This is a genomic window from Pseudoxanthomonas composti, from assembly GCF_004122095.1.
Lineage (GTDB): Bacteria > Pseudomonadota > Gammaproteobacteria > Xanthomonadales > Xanthomonadaceae > Pseudoxanthomonas_A > Pseudoxanthomonas_A composti.
The window spans coordinates 125,669-143,127 of the sequence record NZ_SAWZ01000007.1 but is presented as its reverse complement, the minus strand read 5'-3'; the positions used below and the strand labels follow the sequence as shown (position 1 = coordinate 143,127).

The window sequence follows — 17,459 nt, the reverse complement described above, 5'->3', positions numbered from 1 at the left end:
GGCGAACCTGTCAATGCTGTCCAGTTCGCCGACGTTCACGGTGATTTAATCGTTCGTTTGAATTTCCGCCCCGCGGGTCCAAGCTTCCAGCTCGCCTGGGCGGAACGGCCCGAGCTTGCGCTTGAGGATGCGCCCGTCGGCGCCGATCAGCACGCTGTAGGGCAGCACGCCCTGGCCGTTGCCCAGGCGCACGCTGGCATCGTCGGCAGCGGGCAGCTGGTGCACGATGGGGTAGTGCACCGGCACTCGCGTCAGAAATGCGCGCACCGCTTCGGGGGTGTCCAGGGCCAGGCCGATCACTTGCACCCCGCGCGCGCCCTGGCTGCGGGCGAAGGCGTCCAGGGCCGGCATTTCTTCCACGCAGGGGCCGCACCAGCTGGCCCAGGCGTTGATCAGCAGCGGGCGTCCGCGATAGCGCGCGGCCAGATCCACCGGCTGTCCATCCAGCCCCGGCAGCGTCAGCGGCGGCATCGGCGCGCCGATATCAGCCACCGCGACCGTTGCATCGGCCGCGGTGGCAGGAGCGGGCGCCTGCGTCCGATCCAGGCGCGGCCCGGACCAGTACACCCCGGCCGCGGCGCCGGCGACGGCCGCCGCCAACGCCACCAGCAGCACGGCCCGGTGGGAAGGCATCAGGGCGTGCCTGCCTGGGTCAGGGCCGCGTCCACGATGGCCTGGGTCAGCACCGTCGGCAGCACCCTGCCTTCACCGCCGCCGCGCGGGAACACCACGTACAGCGGCACGCCCACAGCCTTGTGCTGTTCCAGGAACGCGGTGATCTCCGGATCGACCGTGGTCCAGTCGCCGGTCATCAACACCGCATCGTGCGCCTTGAGCGAGGCGCGGAAGGCGTCGGTGTCCAGCACGGCCTTTTCGTTGGCCTTGCAGGTCACGCACCAGTCGGCGGTCATGTCGACCAGGACGATGCGGCCCTGCGCCCGCAGCTCGGCCAGCGCCTTGGGCGAATAGGTCACCTTGCCCTCGGCGGCCGTGGTTGCGCGCGCGGCCGGCGGCGGTTGCCGCGCGATCCAGCCCAGCGGCAGCAGCGAGGCCAGCAGCACCAGCGCCACCAGGGCGCGCTGCAGCGGCGCCCTGCGCAGCTGCAGGCGCTGCATCCACCACAGCGCCAGCGCCAGGACCACCGCACCGGCCAGCGCCGCACCCAGCGCATCCACGCCGCGCTGCTGGCCCAGCACCCAGAGCAGCCAGGCCGCGGTCAGGTACATCGGGAACGCCAGCGCCTGCTTCAGCGTGTCCATCCACGCGCCCGGACGCGGCAGTCGGTTGGCCAGGGCCGGAACGAAGCCCATCAGCAGGAACGGCAGCGCCAGGCCCAGGCCCAGCGTCAGGAACACCAGCAGCGCCACCGGCACCGGCGCGGTGAAGGCATAGGCCAGCGCGGTGACCATGTACGGCGCCGTGCACGGGCTGGCGATCACCACCGCCAGCACGCCGGTGAAGAAGTCGCCGCTGGCGCCATGGCGGCTGGTCAGGCCATGGCCGACGCCCGCCAGTCCATACCCCAGGCCGAACACCCCGGAAAGATTCAATCCGACGCCGAACATCACGTAGGCCAGCAGTGCCACCACCCACGGCTGCTGCAGATGGAACCCCCAGCCCAGCGCCTGCCCGGCCCCACGCAGGGCCACCACCACGCCGCCCAGTACCAGGAAGCCCAGCAGGACGCCGGCGGTGTAGGCCAGGGCACGGCGACGCGCGCTGCCCTCGTCATTGCCGCTGGCCAGCGTCAGCGCCTTGAGCGAAAGCACCGGCAGCACGCAGGGCATGAGATTCAGCACCAGCCCGCCGGCCAGCGCCAGCAGCAGCGCCAGGCCGAGCGAGATGTCCTCGGAGGCGGCCTTGGCGAGCACCTCTTCCGGCGGACGCGTGCGCGGCACCTCGGCGGGGGCGGCCTGCCCGCCTGCGGAGGTCGACGTCGCGGCTTCGGTCTGCGGCGCTTGCGGGCGCGCCCCGGCGGTGATGGCGCCGGCGGGAATGGACACCGCCAGCTCGCGCTGCATCGGGGAATAGCAGATGCCGTCCTTCAGGCAACCCTGGAAGCCCACCACCAGCGTCGCCTCGCGCGCGGCGGTCTCGCTGCGGGCCAGCGGCACCGGGATCTCGACCTGGTTGAAATAGACCTGCACCTGGCCGAAGTGCTCATCGCGATGGGCAGTGCCGGCGGGCGGTCGCGGCGACAGCAGGGTGATGCCGGCGGCGTTCTTGAGCGCCAGGGTGATCTTGTCGCGGTAGACGTAGTAGCCCGGCGCCGGGGTGAAGCGCAGCAGCAGCTGCTGGCCGTCCACCGCGATCGCATCGACCTGGAAGGCGCGCTCGGCCGGCAGTGCGGCCGCGTCCATGCCGGCGATGCCGCCCTGGCCGGGGACGGACAGCACCGGATTGGCCCCGGGCAGGCCACGCAGCAGGCTGCTGGCCGGTGCGGCGCCGGTGGCGACGCCTGCCGGCAGTTCAACCGTCAGCGTGCGCTGCTGCGGCGGGTAGCAGATGCCGGCGTCCGCACAGCCCTGATACTTGACCTTCAGGGCGACCTGGCGCGCGCCGGCGGCGGCCTGGCCGGCCAACTGCGCCGTCAGCTGGTCGCGGTAGGTTTCCACCGCGCCGAAGAATTCGTCCTGGTGCTTGTCGCCATCGGGCAGCGCCAGCGCGCCGGCGGTGAACTCCCGCGAGGCGCTGGCGACCGAGATCCGGTGCCGATAGAGGTAGTAACCCGGCGCGATCTTCCATCGCAGGGTGATCTGCTCGCTGGACGTCGCCTCGGCGGTGAGCGCGAAGGCCTGGTCCACCGGCAGCAGGTCCGACTCGCTGATCGCCCAGGCCGGCCGCGCGAGCGCGCCAAGGCCAAGGACGAGCAGGTACAACAGGGGGCGGAGCAGGGGCATGGAGCGGCTCGGGCGGCGAAGATGATGCCGGCACCCGGTTGAGTGCGGCAAGCCTCGATTATGGCAGGCCGCTCGCTGGCTGCCCTGCGTCCTCGACCCTTTCCCCAGTCGCGCTTCAGCGCGGGCCCGGACGCTTGGGGCTGCGGCCGGTGCGCTGTGAGGCCAGGGTTTCCAGCACCTCCAGCAGCGCCATGCGCGGGCGCAGTGGCGCATCTCGAAAGGCCTGCAGCAGGCGGAATTCGATCGGATCCTCCACCAGCATCGCCTCGGCCGTGGCGATCGCATCCAGCTGGGCATCGCGCGACAGCGCCATCTCGCCGCGCCCGGTGGCCAGCCACTCGAAATGCGTACTGGTGGCCAGCGCCACTTCCCGGAGATGGGCCACGCTGGGGCTCTTGCCGTGCGGGGCCTCCCAATGGCTCACCGCGCTGCGCTGGACACCGACCGCCTGGGCAAGTTGACTCTGCGAATAGCCGGCCATCCGCCGGGCCATCCTGATCCGTTCTGCTGAGGTCATTCACCCATTCCAAAGGCATTGCATGAAACATGAACAACGATAGCGGACCGAACCAACAAGGTGGGGCGTACGGATACCTTTGTTCACCTAGTGAGCAAAAATAGGCATCGATTGTCCGCTTCCAGTCGCCAGGCCGCACGCGAACCCTAGAAGATGCAAGAATTTCTGGAATGGGCGCCACCGTTAGTAGCGGGCGCTGGGCACGTCTCTGGCCCGTCATTGGGTTTCATCTGCTGTGTCCCATTGGTATCAATAGCGCCATCGGCAGGACGCCGTGATACAGGACGTCAGCGGGGGGAGTGGCGCAAGTCAAGGCGGGACGACGACGATTAACCAACTCCAAGAGAGCGCGCATGCCCTGTATGCGCGCTCTCTTCTTTTTTGGGCGCCTGCCAGGGGTGCGACCCAGGTGAGAGGTCGCCCACCAGCGCGCTTCATTTTCAGCCTCTGCAGAGCGCCGGGCAGGCAGGGCCAGAGCCCTGTGGAAGCGGCCCGAGGTGGCCTCGGGCCATCAGCCGCGAAGAAACTTTCCCGGGAACGCCCCTTCGCGGCTAAAACCGCCCACAGGATGCTTTTTGGATTTTTGGATCCTCTTGAGGAAGGCAGGATTTCCTGACCGATGAAGAGCGGCCAGTGACCCGAGAGACGCCGCTGCTCTGGAGCGACGTCGCGTCAAGCTCCCTGCCGGGTCCATACCAGGCAGTAGGGCCAAAAAAATCCTGGCCGAGCCCTTGAACCGCGGAACGCGGGCCACATCTGACTGGCATCCCGTTGTCCGGGTGTGCTGCCGCCATGGCTGGCACTCGCCCAGGGCGAGTGCTAACATCGCCGGCCCTTTCCTAGTCCAATCAATCACTTAAGAGGATTGACATGAGCAACATCAAGCCGCTGTTCGACCGCGTGGTCATCAAGCGTATGGAAGAAGAAAAGCTGTCCGCGGGCGGCATCGTCATTCCCGACTCGGCCACCGAGAAGCCGATCAAGGGTGAAGTCATCGCCGTGGGCGCTGGCAAGGCGCTGGACAACGGCAGCGTGCGCGCCCCGCAGGTCAAGGTCGGCGACAAGGTCCTGTTCGGCAAGTACAGCGGCACGGAAGTGAAGCTGGACGGCACCGACTACCTGGTGGTGAAGGAAGAGGACATCTTCGCGACCCTGGGCTGAGCCCGTCGCGTTGGTTCGGCTTTCTCCCATCCAAACATCCAAGAACAATTGAGGTAATTCGCAATGGCTGCCAAGGACATTCGTTTCGGTGAAGACGCCCGCTCGCGCATGGTGCGCGGCGTGAACGTGCTCGCCAATGCCGTCAAGGCCACCCTGGGCCCGAAGGGCCGCAACGTCGTGCTGGAGAAGAGCTACGGCGCCCCGACGATCACCAAGGACGGCGTGTCCGTCGCCAAGGAGATCGAGCTGGCCGACAAGTTCGAGAACATGGGCGCGCAGATGGTCAAGGAAGTCGCTTCCAAGACCTCCGACAACGCCGGTGACGGCACCACCACCGCCACCGTGCTGGCCCAGGCCTTCATCCGCGAAGGCATGAAGGCCGTGGCCGCCGGCATGAACCCGATGGACCTCAAGCGCGGCATCGACAAGGCCGTGACCGCCGCGGTGGCCGAGCTGAAGAACATCTCCAAGCCCACCGCCGACGACAAGGCCATTGCCCAGGTCGGCACGATCTCGGCCAACTCCGACGAGTCCATCGGCAACATCATTGCCGAGGCCATGAAGAAGGTCGGCAAGGAAGGCGTGATCACCGTCGAGGAGGGCTCGGGCCTGGAGAACGAGCTGGACGTGGTCGAGGGCATGCAGTTCGACCGTGGCTACCTGTCCCCGTACTTCATCAACAACCAGCAGAGCCAGTCGGCCGACCTGGACGACCCGTTCATCCTGCTGCACGACAAGAAGATCTCCAACGTCCGTGACCTGCTGCCCGTGCTGGAAGGCGTGGCCAAGGCCGGCAAGCCGCTGCTGATCGTGGCCGAGGAAGTCGAAGGCGAAGCGCTGGCGACCCTGGTGGTCAACACCATCCGCGGCATCGTCAAGGTCGTGGCCGTCAAGGCCCCGGGCTTCGGCGACCGTCGCAAGGCGATGCTGGAAGACATGGCCGTGCTGACCGGCGGCACCGTGATCTCCGAGGAAGTGGGCCTGTCGCTGGAGAAGGCCACGATCAAGGACCTGGGCCGCGCCAAGAAGGTGCAGGTCTCCAAGGAGAACACCACCATCATCGACGGCGCTGGCGACACCGGCGGCATCGAGTCGCGCATCAAGCAGATCAAGGCGCAGATCGAGGAGACCTCCTCGGACTACGACCGCGAGAAGCTGCAGGAGCGCGTGGCCAAGCTGGCTGGCGGCGTGGCCGTGATCAAGGTCGGTGCCTCCACCGAGATCGAGATGAAGGAAAAGAAGGCGCGCGTGGAAGACGCCCTGCACGCCACCCGCGCTGCAGTGGAAGAAGGCGTTGTCCCCGGCGGCGGCGTGGCGCTGATCCGCGCCAAGGCCAACCTGGGCGAGATCAAGGGCATCAACGAAGACCAGAACCACGGCATCCAGATCGCCCTGCGCGCGATGGAAGCCCCGCTGCGCGAGATCGTCACCAACGCCGGTGAAGAGCCCTCCGTCATCGTCAACAAGGTCAAGGACGGTTCGGGCAACTTCGGCTACAACGCTGCCAACGGCGAGTTCGGCGACATGGTCGAGTTCGGCATCCTGGACCCGACCAAGGTGACCCGCACCGCGCTGCAGAACGCCGCGTCCATCGCCGGCCTGATGATCACCACCGAAGCCATGGTGGCCGAGTCGCCGAAGAAGGAAGAGCCGGCGATGCCGGCCGGCGGCGGCATGGGTGGCATGGGCGGCATGGACTTCTAAGTCCGCCGCAGCCTCACCGCTGCTGTTGCACGAAGAAGACCCCGCCGCGAGGCGGGGTCTTTCGTTATGCGCCAAACGCGCCAGTCGAGTTCGCGTTCGCGGTCTCAGCGTGGGGCCAGGAACTGGCGCATGCGCTCGAGTTCCTCGTCCAACGCTGCGCCAAAGCCCGCCTCCGCTGGCGCCGCTCCGCACGCATAGCCGGTCGTGGTCTCCAGGCGGCCCTGCCGCCAGCTCAGGTTCGCCCAGCCGATCACCTGCCCGCGCCAGAGCATGGGCAAGGCGTAGTAGCCGAACTGACGCCGCGCTGCCGGGGTGTAGGCCTCGAACTTGTAGCTCCAGCCCCAGAACAGGGTGAAGCGGCGCCGGTCCCACACCACGGGGTCGAAGGGCGCCAGCAGGCGTAGCCGGTCGTCGAGGCGGTGGCGGCGCGCGCGTGGGTTCTCCTCCGGCGGCCAGTACCAGTCGGTGCCGTCGATGCGCACGTGCGCCAGGCGCTGGCGCGCCAGCGACAAGGCCTGGCGCAGTTCGTTGATCAGGTGCGGGGCGCCGCCGCCGAGCAGGCGCGCCAGGTAGCCCAGGCTGGCGCTGGGCAGCGGCGCGTAGGTGCGCACCACCAGGTCGATCAGCGCCGCCGCGCGTTCGGCTCGGGCGGCCGGCGCATCGTCGCTGGGCGCATGCGTGACCGCCTCGTAGACCCGCGTGCCGCTGTCACGCCGCTTGATCCGCAGCAGTCCGCGGTAGTGCAGGCCATCGAGCAGCTGGGTGGTGGCGTTGCTCGATCCGCCCCAGTAGTTGCGCACGCGTCCGTGGGCGAAGTGCTGCTCGACCTGGCGTGGATGCGCCGGGCCATGCGCGCGCACGAAGGCCAGGATGTCCTCGGCCTGCCTGCGCGTGCGCGCATCCCAGGTCTTGCTGGCTTGGCGTGGATGCAGCAGCGCCAGCTGCGCGCGCGGCAGGAAGCCGTAGTTCACCAGGAAGTCCTCTTCCACCTGCAGGCGCGCGTAGCGTCGTTCCAGGTCGCCGGCGCGATAGTCCTTGACCCGATGGCGCAGGATCAGGTCCTGCGCGCGCGCCGGGGCACGGATCGGGTCGGCCTGCACGAAGCCCAGCCGCGCGATCGCACCGGCCAGCGTGGTCGGGGTGAACAGGCTGCGCGCCACCGCGTAGCGGCGCAGGTCTTCCAGGCGGGGCGGGGCGGACATGGCCGGCATTGAAGCATGGGCGACGGATCGGCCTGCCTGCCACGCGCACTGGGTTGCCGATGAAACATTCGCTTTGACGCAAAAGCCGTGTTATCAATGCTGCCCATGAACGCCCACCGCGCCCGCTATTACTTTTGGTTTCCGAAGCCACAGGCGGAGGAAGGAGCGCGTTCACCCTGAAGAAACCCTTCAGACGCATCCCGAAAAGCCGCCAGCGAACCTGGCGGCTTTTTTGTTGCCTGCCCGAAGCACACCTCACCCGATCCATCCGCACCAGCCCCACGCCCCGCACAAGAGAGCCAACGCCATGCCCGCCCATACCGACGACCTGCGCATCCGCAAGATCGAGCCGCTGACCAAGCCCGCCGAGCTGATCGCGGAATTCCCCTGCGACGATGCCGTGGCCGGCACCGTGGCCGAGGCGCGCGCGGCCATGCACGAGATCCTGCACGGCCGCGACGACCGCCTGGCCGTGGTGATCGGGCCGTGCTCGATCCACGACACCACCGCGGCGATGGACTACGCCAGCCGCCTGCGCCCGCTGCGCGATGCCCTCGGCGGCGAGCTGGAAATCATCATGCGCGTCTACTTCGAGAAGCCGCGCACCACCATTGGCTGGAAGGGCCTGATCAACGACCCGCGGCTGGACGGCAGTTTCCGCATCAACGAGGGCCTGGCCACGGCGCGCACCCTGCTGCGCGACATCAACGCGCTGGGCCTGCCGGCCGGCTGCGAGTACCTGGACACGATCTCCCCGCAGTACATCTCCGACCTGGTGGCCTGGGGCGCGATCGGCGCGCGCACCACCGAGAGCCAGATCCATCGCGAAATGGCCAGCGGCCTGTCCTGCCCGGTGGGTTTCAAGAACGGCACCAGCGGCGATGTGAAGATCGCGGTCGATGCCGTCGGCGCGGCCTCGCACCCGCACCATTTCCTGGCGGTGACCAAAGAGGGCCAGTCGGCCATCGCCGCCACCACCGGCAATCCGGACTGCCATGTGATCCTGCGCGGCGGCAAGGTGCCCAACTTCGATGCGGCCAGCGTGCAGGCGGCCAGCGAGGTGCTGGTCAAGAACGGCCTGGTGCCGCGGCTGATGGTGGACGCCAGCCACGCCAACAGCAGCAAGAAGCCGGAGAACCAGCCGGCGGTGATCGAGGACATCGCCCGCCAGCTGGAGGGCGGCGAGCAGCGCATCGTCGGGGTGATGGTGGAAAGCCACCTGGTCGCCGGTCGCCAGGACCTGGTGGAAGGCCAGCCGCTGACCTACGGCCAGAGCATCACCGATGGTTGCATCGGCTGGGAGGCCTCGGTAGCGGTGCTCGAGCGCCTGGCCCAGGCCGTGCGTCGGCGGCGTGAGCGCCAGGTGTCCGCGGCCGCTTGACGCGTCGGCCGACCTGCGCAGGGTCATGCACGGCCCGCACGCGCAGCGTGCGGCATGCTGGCCGGCATGACCCGACCCCCCGCAGCGGACGCGCCCTCTTCTTCGCCGAACGATCGCCGGCCCTGGCGCGCGCGCCTGCCGCGCTGGGCCCGGCGGCTGGCGCTGGGATTGCTGGCGTTGTACGCGCTGTACCTGCTCGCCGGCAACGTGTTCCTCAATTCGCCGCTGGGCGCCAAGGCGGTCAACCGTCAGCCGCAGAAGTTCCACATGCAGTGGCAGCGTGGCCTGACCTGGTGGCCGGGCCGGGTGGTGCTGTGGGAGGTCGTGGTCGGCGGGCAGGTGCGGCGTAACCAGTGGCAGGCCCAGGGCGCGCGCGTGTCCGGGCATATCGGCCTGTTGCCCCTGCTGCAGCGGCGCCTGCGCGTCACGGACGTGGACGCTGAAGCGGTGCGGGCGCAGGTGACTCAGGTCGAGCATGAGATCCCGCCGCCGACCTATCGTCCGGGCGGCTGGAGGCTGGAGTTCCCCTCGATCCACAGCGACAGCGTGCTGGGCGGCAGCTGGGGCGATCTGCGCGTGGCCGGGCGCGGCAGCGCACAGGTCGGCTTCACCAAGCAGCTGCGCGGCGGGCCGATGCAGCTGCTGCCCTCGCAGGCCGATCTGCATGGCGCGCAGGTCGTGCTGAAGGGCCTGGAGTTGCTGCACGCGGCCAACCTCAAGGCGGGCTTTTCGATCGAGCCCCATCGCAGCACGCAGGCCAAGGGTGCCGAGAAGCTGGACCTGACCCGCATCAGCCTGTCGGTGGACGGCAGCACCGCCGGCCTGGCCCTGCGCCAGCAGGAGGACGGCCGGGTGCAGGTGCGGCTCGAGCCCGGCGCCGGACGTGCGCACGGGCAGCTCGCCTTCGCCGAAGGCGCCCTGCGTCCTGGAGGCGCGCTGCAGTGGCAGATGCCGGTGCGCATCATCGACATGCAGGGGCGGGAGCACCGCAACACGCTCGATGCCCAGCTCAGCGTGGACCAGGACCTGCATCTGCGGGCCAGGCTGCCCGCGCAGACCGATGGCGTGCTGTCGGCCGATGTCGATGTCAGCCTGGCCGGGCGCCAGGTCATCGTGCCGGCGGTGCGCCTGCTGGTGCCGCGCCTGTCCGGCCGGGTGGCCGGGCGCTGGCAGTTCTCCAGCCTGCGTTGGCTGACGCGGTTGTTCGTCGATGCGCCGTGGCTGTCGCTGCGCGGTGCCGGCGAGGTCGAGGGCGACCTGCGCCTGGACCACGGCGTGCTGATGCCCGGCAGCCGCATGGCGGCCCCGCGCGTGGAAGCGGTGGCCGAACTGATCGGCAGCCGCGTGGAGGGCGCGGCCAGCGCCGAGGCGGTGTTGAAGGAGGTCAAGGGCGTGGCGCGCTCGCACCTGGAGGTGCGCATGCAGCGCTTTGCAATCGCGCCGTTGGATGCGCCCAAGTCGCGCTTCGTCGAGGGCAATGACCTGCAGCTGAGCCTGGACGGGCCGGCGGACCTGGTGCGCATGCGCGAGGATGCGCAGGCGCGTGCGCGCTTCCGCAACGCGCGGGTGCCGGACCTGCGCGCCTACAACCGCTACCTCCCCAACGCGCACCTGCGTTTCGAAGGCGGGCGCGGCGTGCTTTCCGGGGATCTGCAGCTGGATGCGGCCGGGCGCATCGGCCGCGGTCGCGTGGACCTGCGCGGCGAGGCGGCGCGGGTGCGCGCGGCAGGCATCGCCCTGACCGGCGATGTGGACTTGGCCCTGAAGCTGCAGCGCGCCGACCTCAAGCGCAATCGCCTGGACATGGCCGGCAGTCGCCTGGGCCTGCGCAATGTCAGCTTCCAGGACGGGCAGGGCAGCCGCAGCGGCTGGTGGGCGCAGCTGGACCTGGCCAAGGCCTCCCTGGGCTGGAACCAGCGCCTGGACGTGCAGGGCAGCGCGCAGGCGCGGATGAAAAACGTGGCTTTCGTGCTGGACCTGTTCTCCCAGCAGAAGGACTACCCCAAATGGATCTTCAACCTGATCGATGCCGGCCAGGCGCAGGTCACCACCCAGGTCGACTGGCAGGGGCAGACCCTGCTGTTACGCGATATCCGTGCGCGCAACGAACGCTTCGAACTGGACGGGCAGTTCCGCATGCAGGGACAGCGGCAGTATGGGGACCTGTATGCGTCCTGGGGGGTGCTGGGCATGGCCGTGGAGCTGCGCGACGCGCAGCGCAAGTTCCACGTGCTGGGGGCGCGGCGCTGGTACGACGCCCAGCCGCGGCTGCGACCGTAACGGCCATATTCGCTTTTGGAATGAAATACATGCCGTTTTTATTGCGCTGCAGCGTGCATCGCCCGAAAAAGGGGCGCACAGTGGCCCCGCATCCCGACGTGGGGGAGGGAGCAGGCCCGGAACTGGCGCAAGCCATTTCGGGCTTTTTTATTGTCCGGCCGACGCGGGGAGTAGAATGACCGACATGGCCGAGACCACCTCCCGCAGCATTCCGCTCCAAGTCGTCAACGCACCTGTGCCCGCTTCGCTGGAAGCCGGCGCCAAGCAGGTCGCCGCCGCCAAGATCGCGCGCTCGCCAGTGCAGTTCGCCGATGCCCCGGTCCTGCGCAAACCCTCGTGGATTCGCGTGCGCATTCCCTCGGGCAACGCCGTGGCCAACCTCAAGGCCAAGCTGCGCGAGAACCGCCTGGTCACGGTGTGCGAGGAAGCCAGCTGTCCGAACATCCACGAATGCTTCGGCCATGGCACGGCGACCTTCATGATTCTTGGCGAGGTCTGCACGCGCCGCTGCTCGTTCTGCGATGTCGCCCATGGCCGGCCCAAGCCGCCCGATGCCAACGAGCCGGTCAGCCTGGGCAACACCGTGGCGGACATGGGGCTGAAGTACGTGGTGGTCACCAGCGTGGATCGCGACGACCTGCGCGATGGCGGCGCCCAGCATTTCACCGATTGCATCGCCGCGATCCGCGAGCGCTCGCCCAACACGCGCATCGAGATCCTGACCCCGGACTTCCGCGGCAAGGGCCGCATGGACCGCGCGCTGGAGATCCTGGCGACCAATCCGCCGGATGTGTTCAACCACAACATCGAGACCGTGCCGGACCTGTACCCCAACGTGCGTCCGGGCGCGGACTACCAGTGGTCGCTGACCCTGCTGCAGAAGTTCAAGGCCCAGCACCCGGGCATCCCGACCAAGTCCGGCATCATGCTGGGCCTGGGCGAGACCTTCGAGCAGATCCAGGCCACCATGCGCGACCTGCGCGCGCACGACGTGGACATGATCACCATCGGCCAGTACCTGCAGCCCAGCGCGCACCACCACCCGGTGCTGCGCTACTGGACGCCGGAGGACTACAAGGCGCTGGAGGTCTACGGCTACGAGCTGGGCTTCACCCACGTCGCCTCCGGCCCGATGGTGCGCTCGTCGTATCACGCCGACCAGCAGGCGGCCGGGGCCGGCGTCGCGGCCTGAGGGAAGCGGGCACCCCTGCTGCCCGCCAACTCGAGCCAGCGCACATTGCACCTGTGGGAGCGGCTCAAGGTCGCCTAGGGCCATTAGCCGCGAAGGGGCATTCCCAGGAAGGCCCCTTTGCGGCTAAAGCCTCATTCCACAGGATGCTTTTCAGTCATCCGCAACTCTCTTGACCTGTCGGTAGGCCGGGCTGCACGCCAGCCGCCGTGGGATCGCATCGGGATCGCGGCGGCGTACCGGCGCCCGTTCACAATTCAATACAAACCCGGCGATAGTCTGGCCACGGGGAGCAACACGCAGCGTGCAACTTCCGGCACTGTTACGTGGTCTGTCTCCTTCGCAGTCTGACCCCACCGGCCTGGTGCCTGAGTAGCCGAATGAAAGTCAAAGCCCCTGTTGTCCTGTTGCTTGCCGCCGCCCTGGCCACGCCGCTGGCGTTGATGGCCCGTTCCGACAACAAGGCAGCCGCGCTGCCCACCGGTCCGACCGCCGACCAGTCCACCGCCGGCAAGCTGGTCTACGGCGTGCTATCCGACAGCCGCTATGCCTACCGCCCCAAGAAGCTGGACGATGCCCTGTCTCAGGACATCTTCCGCCGCTATCTCAAGGCGCTGGACAACAACAAGCAGTTCTTCACCAGCGAAGACATCGCCAAGTTCGAGCCGCTGAAGACGCAGATGGACGATGCGATCATCAGCGGCACGCTGACCCCGGCCTACGACATCTTCGCCGTCTACCGCCAGCGCGTGCAGCAGCGGGTGGACTATGCCCGCGGCCTGCTCAAGCAGAACTTCGACTTCACCGCCGAGGACCGCTGGGACTACGACCGCGAGGACCTGCCCTGGGCCAGCGCTTCGGACCTGGACGCGATCTGGAAGAAGTCGGTCAAGAACGACTGGCTGCGCCTGAAGCTGGCCGGCAAGCAGCCCGATGACATCCGCAAGACGCTGGACAAGCGCTACGCCACCCTGCTGCGCAGCGCCAACGAGCTGGAAAGCGAGGATGTGTTCCAGATCTTCCTCAACGCCTACACCAACTCGATCGATCCCCACACCGATTACTTCACCCCGCGCACGGCCGAGAACTTCAACCAGCAGATGTCGCTGTCGCTGGAAGGCATTGGTGCAGTGCTGCAGCGGCAGGAAGACTACGTGGCCATCCGCGAAGTGGTCCCCGGCGGTCCTGCGGATCTGTCCGGCAAGATCAAGCCGGGCGCGCGCATCATCGGCGTGGGCCAGGGTGCCTCGGGCGAGATGACCGACGTGATCGGCTGGCGCACCGATGACGTGGTCGAGCAGATCCGCGGCAAGAAGGGCACCCAGGTGCGCCTGGAATACCTGCCGGCCTCCGGTGGCGTCGATGGCCCCAGCGCGCAGGTCACCATCACCCGCGACCGGGTCAAGCTGGAAGAGCAGGCCGCCAAGTCCGAGACCATCACCCTGCCGGCGCAGGGCGGCCAGCCCGAGCGCAAGGTCGGGGTCATCAAGCTGCCGGCCTTCTACCAGGATTTCGAAGGCCGTCGCCGCAACCCCAACGACTTCACCTCGGCCACGCGCGATGTCTCGCGCCTGTTGAAGAAGTTCGAGTCGGAGAAGGTCGATGGCGTGGTGATGGACCTGCGCAACAACGGCGGCGGTTCGCTGGACGAGGCGGTGGAGTTGACCGGCCTGTTCATCGACCAGGGGCCGGTGGTGCAGGTGCGCGAATCCGGCGGCCGCGTCAGCGTCAGTGCCGACCGCACCGCTGGCACGGCCTACGACGGCCCGCTGGCGGTGTTGATCAACCGCGGGTCGGCCTCGGCCTCGGAGATCTTCGCCGGCGCCATCCAGGACTACGGTCGTGGCCTGGTGATCGGCGAGACCAGCTTCGGCAAGGGCACGGTGCAGAACCTGCTCGACCTGGACCGCTGGCCGGCCAATGAGACCAAGCGCTTCGGCCAGCTCAAGCTGACCATCGCGCAGTTCTTCCGTGTCTCAGGCAGCAGCACCCAGCACAAGGGCGTGGTGCCGGATATCGCCTTCCCGGCGAGCCTGGACGCCACCGAGTACGGCGAGAACACCTACGACAACGCCTTGCCGTGGACCAAGATCGCCGAGGTCCCGCACATGCAGTACGGCAACTTCGCCCCGCTGCTGCCGCAGCTGCAGAAGCGCCACAACGCGCGTGCGCAGACGGACAAGGAATTCCAGTGGTGGTACCAGGACGTCAACGAGGTCCGCACCGAGGCTGCCAAGAAGTACATCTCGCTCAACGAGGGCGAGCGCCGCGCCGAGCGTGAGCGCCAGGAAACCAAGCGCAAGCAGCGCCAGGAAGAGCGCAGGGCCCTGGGCCTGCCGCTGGACCCGCTGGCCGACAGCCTGGCCGACGATGGCCTGGGCGCCTCCGAGCGCGACATCGTCAAGGATGCCGAGCGCGAGAAGCTGGCCGAGGATCGCCCCGATCCGCTGCTGCGCGAGTCCGCCGCGATCCTGGCCGACGCGGTGGCGGTGCTGGGCGAGGACCGCAAGCTCTCGGCGCAGGTGCTGCCGGCGTCGAGCTCGGCGGCGCATTGGACGGATTGAGGCGAGGCGTGATCGGAGAGGAGTGAGGAGTGAGCGAAGGCAAGGGCGGTCTCCTGCTTTCGTCGCGACTTCAGCACGCTTTTCGATCAATTCGCCGGCGCCCTTCCCGCAGTTCGCTCGCGGCTGCCTGGGCAGCAGCGAGACGCAGGCGGGACCAGTAGGAGCGGCTTCGGCTGCGAAGGGGCAGTCCCGCTCCATCTGACTTCCTCGGGCAAGCCCTTCGCGGCTGAAGCCGCTCCCACAAGGCGGCTCCCACCAATGCCGATGGCAGTGGGGCGCTGTAGGCGAGCGCAGGGAAAGCTCAGTTCCAGCGCTCACTCCTCACTCCTCTCCACTCACTCCTAGCTCTTACGCGTGCGCCCAACGTCCATCATCGGGAAAGCCATTCGCGGCTGAAGTCGCTCCCACAGGGCTGCTCCCACCGAAGCCGATAGCAGCACGGCGCTTTGGGTAATGCGCAGGGAAAACTCAGTTCCAACGCTCACTCCTCACTCTTCTCCACTCACTCCTAGCTCTTACGCGTGCGCCCAGCATCCCTCATCAGCAAAGCCCTTCGCTGCTGAAGCCACTCCCACAGGGCTGCTTCCACCGAAGCCGATAGCAGCACGGCGCTTCAGGTAATGCGCAGGGAAAACTCAGTTCCAGCCCTCACTCCTCACTCCTCTCCACTCACTCCTAGCCCTTACACTGGCGCGCCCAGCGTCCCCCCCGAGGCACCCATGAGCACCCCTGTCTCCGCACCGGCCAAGGCTGCGCCGGGCGGGTGGGCCATCGCCCTGGCGTTGGCGCTGGTGTACGTGGTGTGGGGCTCGACCTACCTGGGGATCCATTTCGCCTTGCAGGGCGGCCTGCCGCCGCTGCTGGGCGTATCCGGCGCGCGCTTCGTGGTCGCCGGCGTGCTGTTCTTCGCTGTCCTGCGCCTGCGTGGCGAAGCGGCGCCGACCTGGCCGCAGTGGCGCACGCTCATCGTGATGGGCGGGCTGCTGCTGGGACTGGGCAATGGCATGGTGGTGCTGGCCGAGGGCAGCGGCGTGTCCTCCGGCCTGGCCGCGGTGGCGGTGGCCTCGGTGCCGCTGTGGATGGGCCTGTTCGGCCTGATGCGTGGCCATCGTCCGACGCGCGCCGAGTGGATCGGGATCGCCATCGGCTTCATCGGCGTGGTCTGGCTCAATGCCGGTGGCACCCTGGCCGCCTTGGGCGCTGGACTGGTGTACTTGCTGATCGCGCCGGTGGCCTGGGCCTACGGGTCGATCTGGTCGCGCGGGCGCGATCTGCCATCGCCATTCATGACCGCGGCCGGGCAGATGATCTGCGGCGGCGTGCTGCTCTGCCTGGCCGGGCTGCTGCATGGCGATCGCATCCACGCCCTGCCGCAGGGCACCGGACTGGCGGCCTGGCTGTACCTGATGCTGTTCGGATCCATCGTGGCCTTCACCGCCTATGTCTGGCTGCTGCAGCACGTGCGTCCGGCGCTGGCCGGAAGCTACGCCTACGTCAATCCGGTGATCGCCGTGGCGCTGGGCACGTGGTTGGCGCAGGAGCGTTTCAGCGCGCAGGAGTTCGGTGCGATGGCCTTGATCGTGGCCGGCGTGCTGGTGATCTACCTGGCCAAGGTGAGGCGCCGGCCATGAGCGGCACGCTGGACCGGCGTGGTGTGGCCGCGGCCGCCGCGGCCTTCGTCATCTGGGGCCTGTTCCCGCTGTACTGGTACCTGCTGCGCAGTGTGCCGTCGATGCAGATCATCGCCCACCGCATCGTCTGGAGCGCGGTGATCGTGGTCGGCCTGCTGCTGGTCACGCGCGGGCTGCGGTGGTGGCACGCGGTGCGCGCGATCCCGCGCGCGCTGCCGCTGCTGGCGGTGAGCAGCGTGCTGATCGCCTTCAACTGGGGCCTGTACATCTGGGCGGTCACCCACGGCTATGTCGTGGAGGCCAGCCTGGGTTATTTCATCAATCCGCTGGTCAGCGTGCTGCTGGGCGTGGTGGTGCTGGGCGAGCGCTTGCGCCGCCTACAGTGGGGCGGGGTGGCGTTGGCCGCACTGGGCGTGGCCTGGCTGACCTGGCATGCCGGGGCGCCGCCGCTGATCGCGCTGGGGTTGGCGGTGTCCTTCGCCTTGTACGGGCTGGTGCGCAAGCTGGTTGCGGTCGAGGCGATGTCCGGCCTGGCGGTGGAGAGCCTGTACCTGCTGGTGCCGGCGGTGGCCTACCTGTGGCATTGCGAGCTGCAGGGGGATGGCGGCTTCCTCGGCGGCTGGGGCTGGCGCATCGATCTGTTGCTGGTGCTGGGCGGGGCGATGACCGCCGTGCCGCTGGTGTGGTTCGCCTATGGCGTGCGGCGCGTGCCGCTGACGCTGATCGGGCTGCTGCAGTACATCGCGCCGACCCTGCAACTGCTGGCCGGCGTGCTGGTCATGGGCGAGCCGTTCGACCACGCGCGCCTGCTTGGCTTTGGGCTGATCTGGGCGGGCCTGGCGGTGTTCATGGGGCAAGGCTTGCTGCGCTGCAGGCAGGGTCCGGTGGGCATTGCCGGCTCGACAGCGCCGGTACGCGAGCGATGACACA

12 protein-coding genes are annotated in these 17,459 nt (G+C 68.3%); 8 read left to right on the top strand and 4 right to left on the bottom strand.

What is annotated here, in order from left to right:
* Positions 1–45: 45 nt before the first annotated feature.
* The 3 genes from EPA99_RS13850 to EPA99_RS13840 form a co-directional block, all read right to left on the bottom strand.
* Positions 46–633, bottom strand: coding sequence for a TlpA family protein disulfide reductase (locus tag EPA99_RS13850; RefSeq protein WP_129471823.1), 588 nt, complete (start codon positions 631–633; stop codon positions 46–48).
* A complete protein-coding gene (locus tag EPA99_RS13845) occupies positions 633–2,900 on the bottom strand; it encodes a protein-disulfide reductase DsbD family protein (RefSeq protein WP_129471822.1) in 2,268 nt (755 codons plus the stop codon). Before EPA99_RS13845 ends, EPA99_RS13850 begins: the two co-directional genes overlap by 1 nt.
* 115 nt (positions 2,901–3,015) lie before the next feature.
* On the bottom strand, positions 3,016–3,417 hold the full coding sequence (locus EPA99_RS13840) for a helix-turn-helix transcriptional regulator (protein WP_129471821.1): 402 nt from the start codon (positions 3,415–3,417) through the stop codon (positions 3,016–3,018).
* Between the two features lie 870 nt (positions 3,418–4,287).
* Between EPA99_RS13840 and groES the strand changes: the two genes are divergently transcribed.
* Together groES and groL are read left to right on the top strand one after the other, a co-directional pair.
* Positions 4,288–4,578, top strand: coding sequence for a co-chaperone GroES (gene groES, locus EPA99_RS13835; RefSeq protein WP_129471820.1), 291 nt, complete (start codon positions 4,288–4,290; stop codon positions 4,576–4,578).
* Between the two features lie 63 nt (positions 4,579–4,641).
* A complete protein-coding gene (gene groL / locus EPA99_RS13830) occupies positions 4,642–6,282 on the top strand; it encodes a chaperonin GroEL (protein ID WP_129471819.1) in 1,641 nt (546 codons plus the stop codon).
* A 104-nt stretch (positions 6,283–6,386) separates the two neighbouring features.
* Here groL and EPA99_RS13825 read toward each other — a convergent pair whose 3' ends face one another.
* Complete coding sequence (locus tag EPA99_RS13825) at positions 6,387–7,484, bottom strand: DNA glycosylase AlkZ-like family protein (protein ID WP_129471818.1); 1,098 nt, start codon at positions 7,482–7,484, stop codon at positions 6,387–6,389.
* 307 nt (positions 7,485–7,791) lie between these two features.
* On the opposite strand from EPA99_RS13825, the gene EPA99_RS13820 reads away from it, so the two are divergent.
* The 6 genes from EPA99_RS13820 (at position 7,792) to rarD (ending at position 17,455) form a co-directional block, all read left to right on the top strand.
* Positions 7,792–8,865 carry a 3-deoxy-7-phosphoheptulonate synthase gene (locus EPA99_RS13820; protein WP_129471817.1) on the top strand — a complete coding sequence of 358 codons (1,074 nt, stop codon included), beginning with the start codon at positions 7,792–7,794 and terminating at the stop codon, positions 8,863–8,865.
* A gap of 66 nt (positions 8,866–8,931) precedes the next feature.
* Entirely contained in the window at positions 8,932–11,145 is a 2,214-nt protein-coding gene (locus tag EPA99_RS13815) for a translocation/assembly module TamB domain-containing protein (RefSeq protein ID WP_129471816.1), read from the top strand.
* A gap of 184 nt (positions 11,146–11,329) precedes the next feature.
* Complete coding sequence (gene lipA, locus EPA99_RS13810) at positions 11,330–12,337, top strand: lipoyl synthase (protein ID WP_129471815.1); 1,008 nt, start codon at positions 11,330–11,332, stop codon at positions 12,335–12,337.
* 377 nt (positions 12,338–12,714) lie between these two features.
* Positions 12,715–14,898, top strand: coding sequence for a carboxy terminal-processing peptidase (locus tag EPA99_RS13805; protein ID WP_129471814.1), 2,184 nt, complete (start codon positions 12,715–12,717; stop codon positions 14,896–14,898).
* Between the two features lie 719 nt (positions 14,899–15,617).
* Positions 15,618–16,529 carry a drug/metabolite exporter YedA gene (gene yedA, locus EPA99_RS13800; protein ID WP_129471813.1) on the top strand — a complete coding sequence of 304 codons (912 nt, stop codon included), beginning with the start codon at positions 15,618–15,620 and terminating at the stop codon, positions 16,527–16,529.
* Complete coding sequence (rarD, locus tag EPA99_RS13795; protein WP_129471812.1) at positions 16,526–17,455, top strand: EamA family transporter RarD; 930 nt, start codon at positions 16,526–16,528, stop codon at positions 17,453–17,455. The genes yedA and rarD overlap by 4 nt, the downstream gene beginning before the upstream one ends.
* The last annotated feature ends 4 nt before the right edge of the window (positions 17,456–17,459 follow it).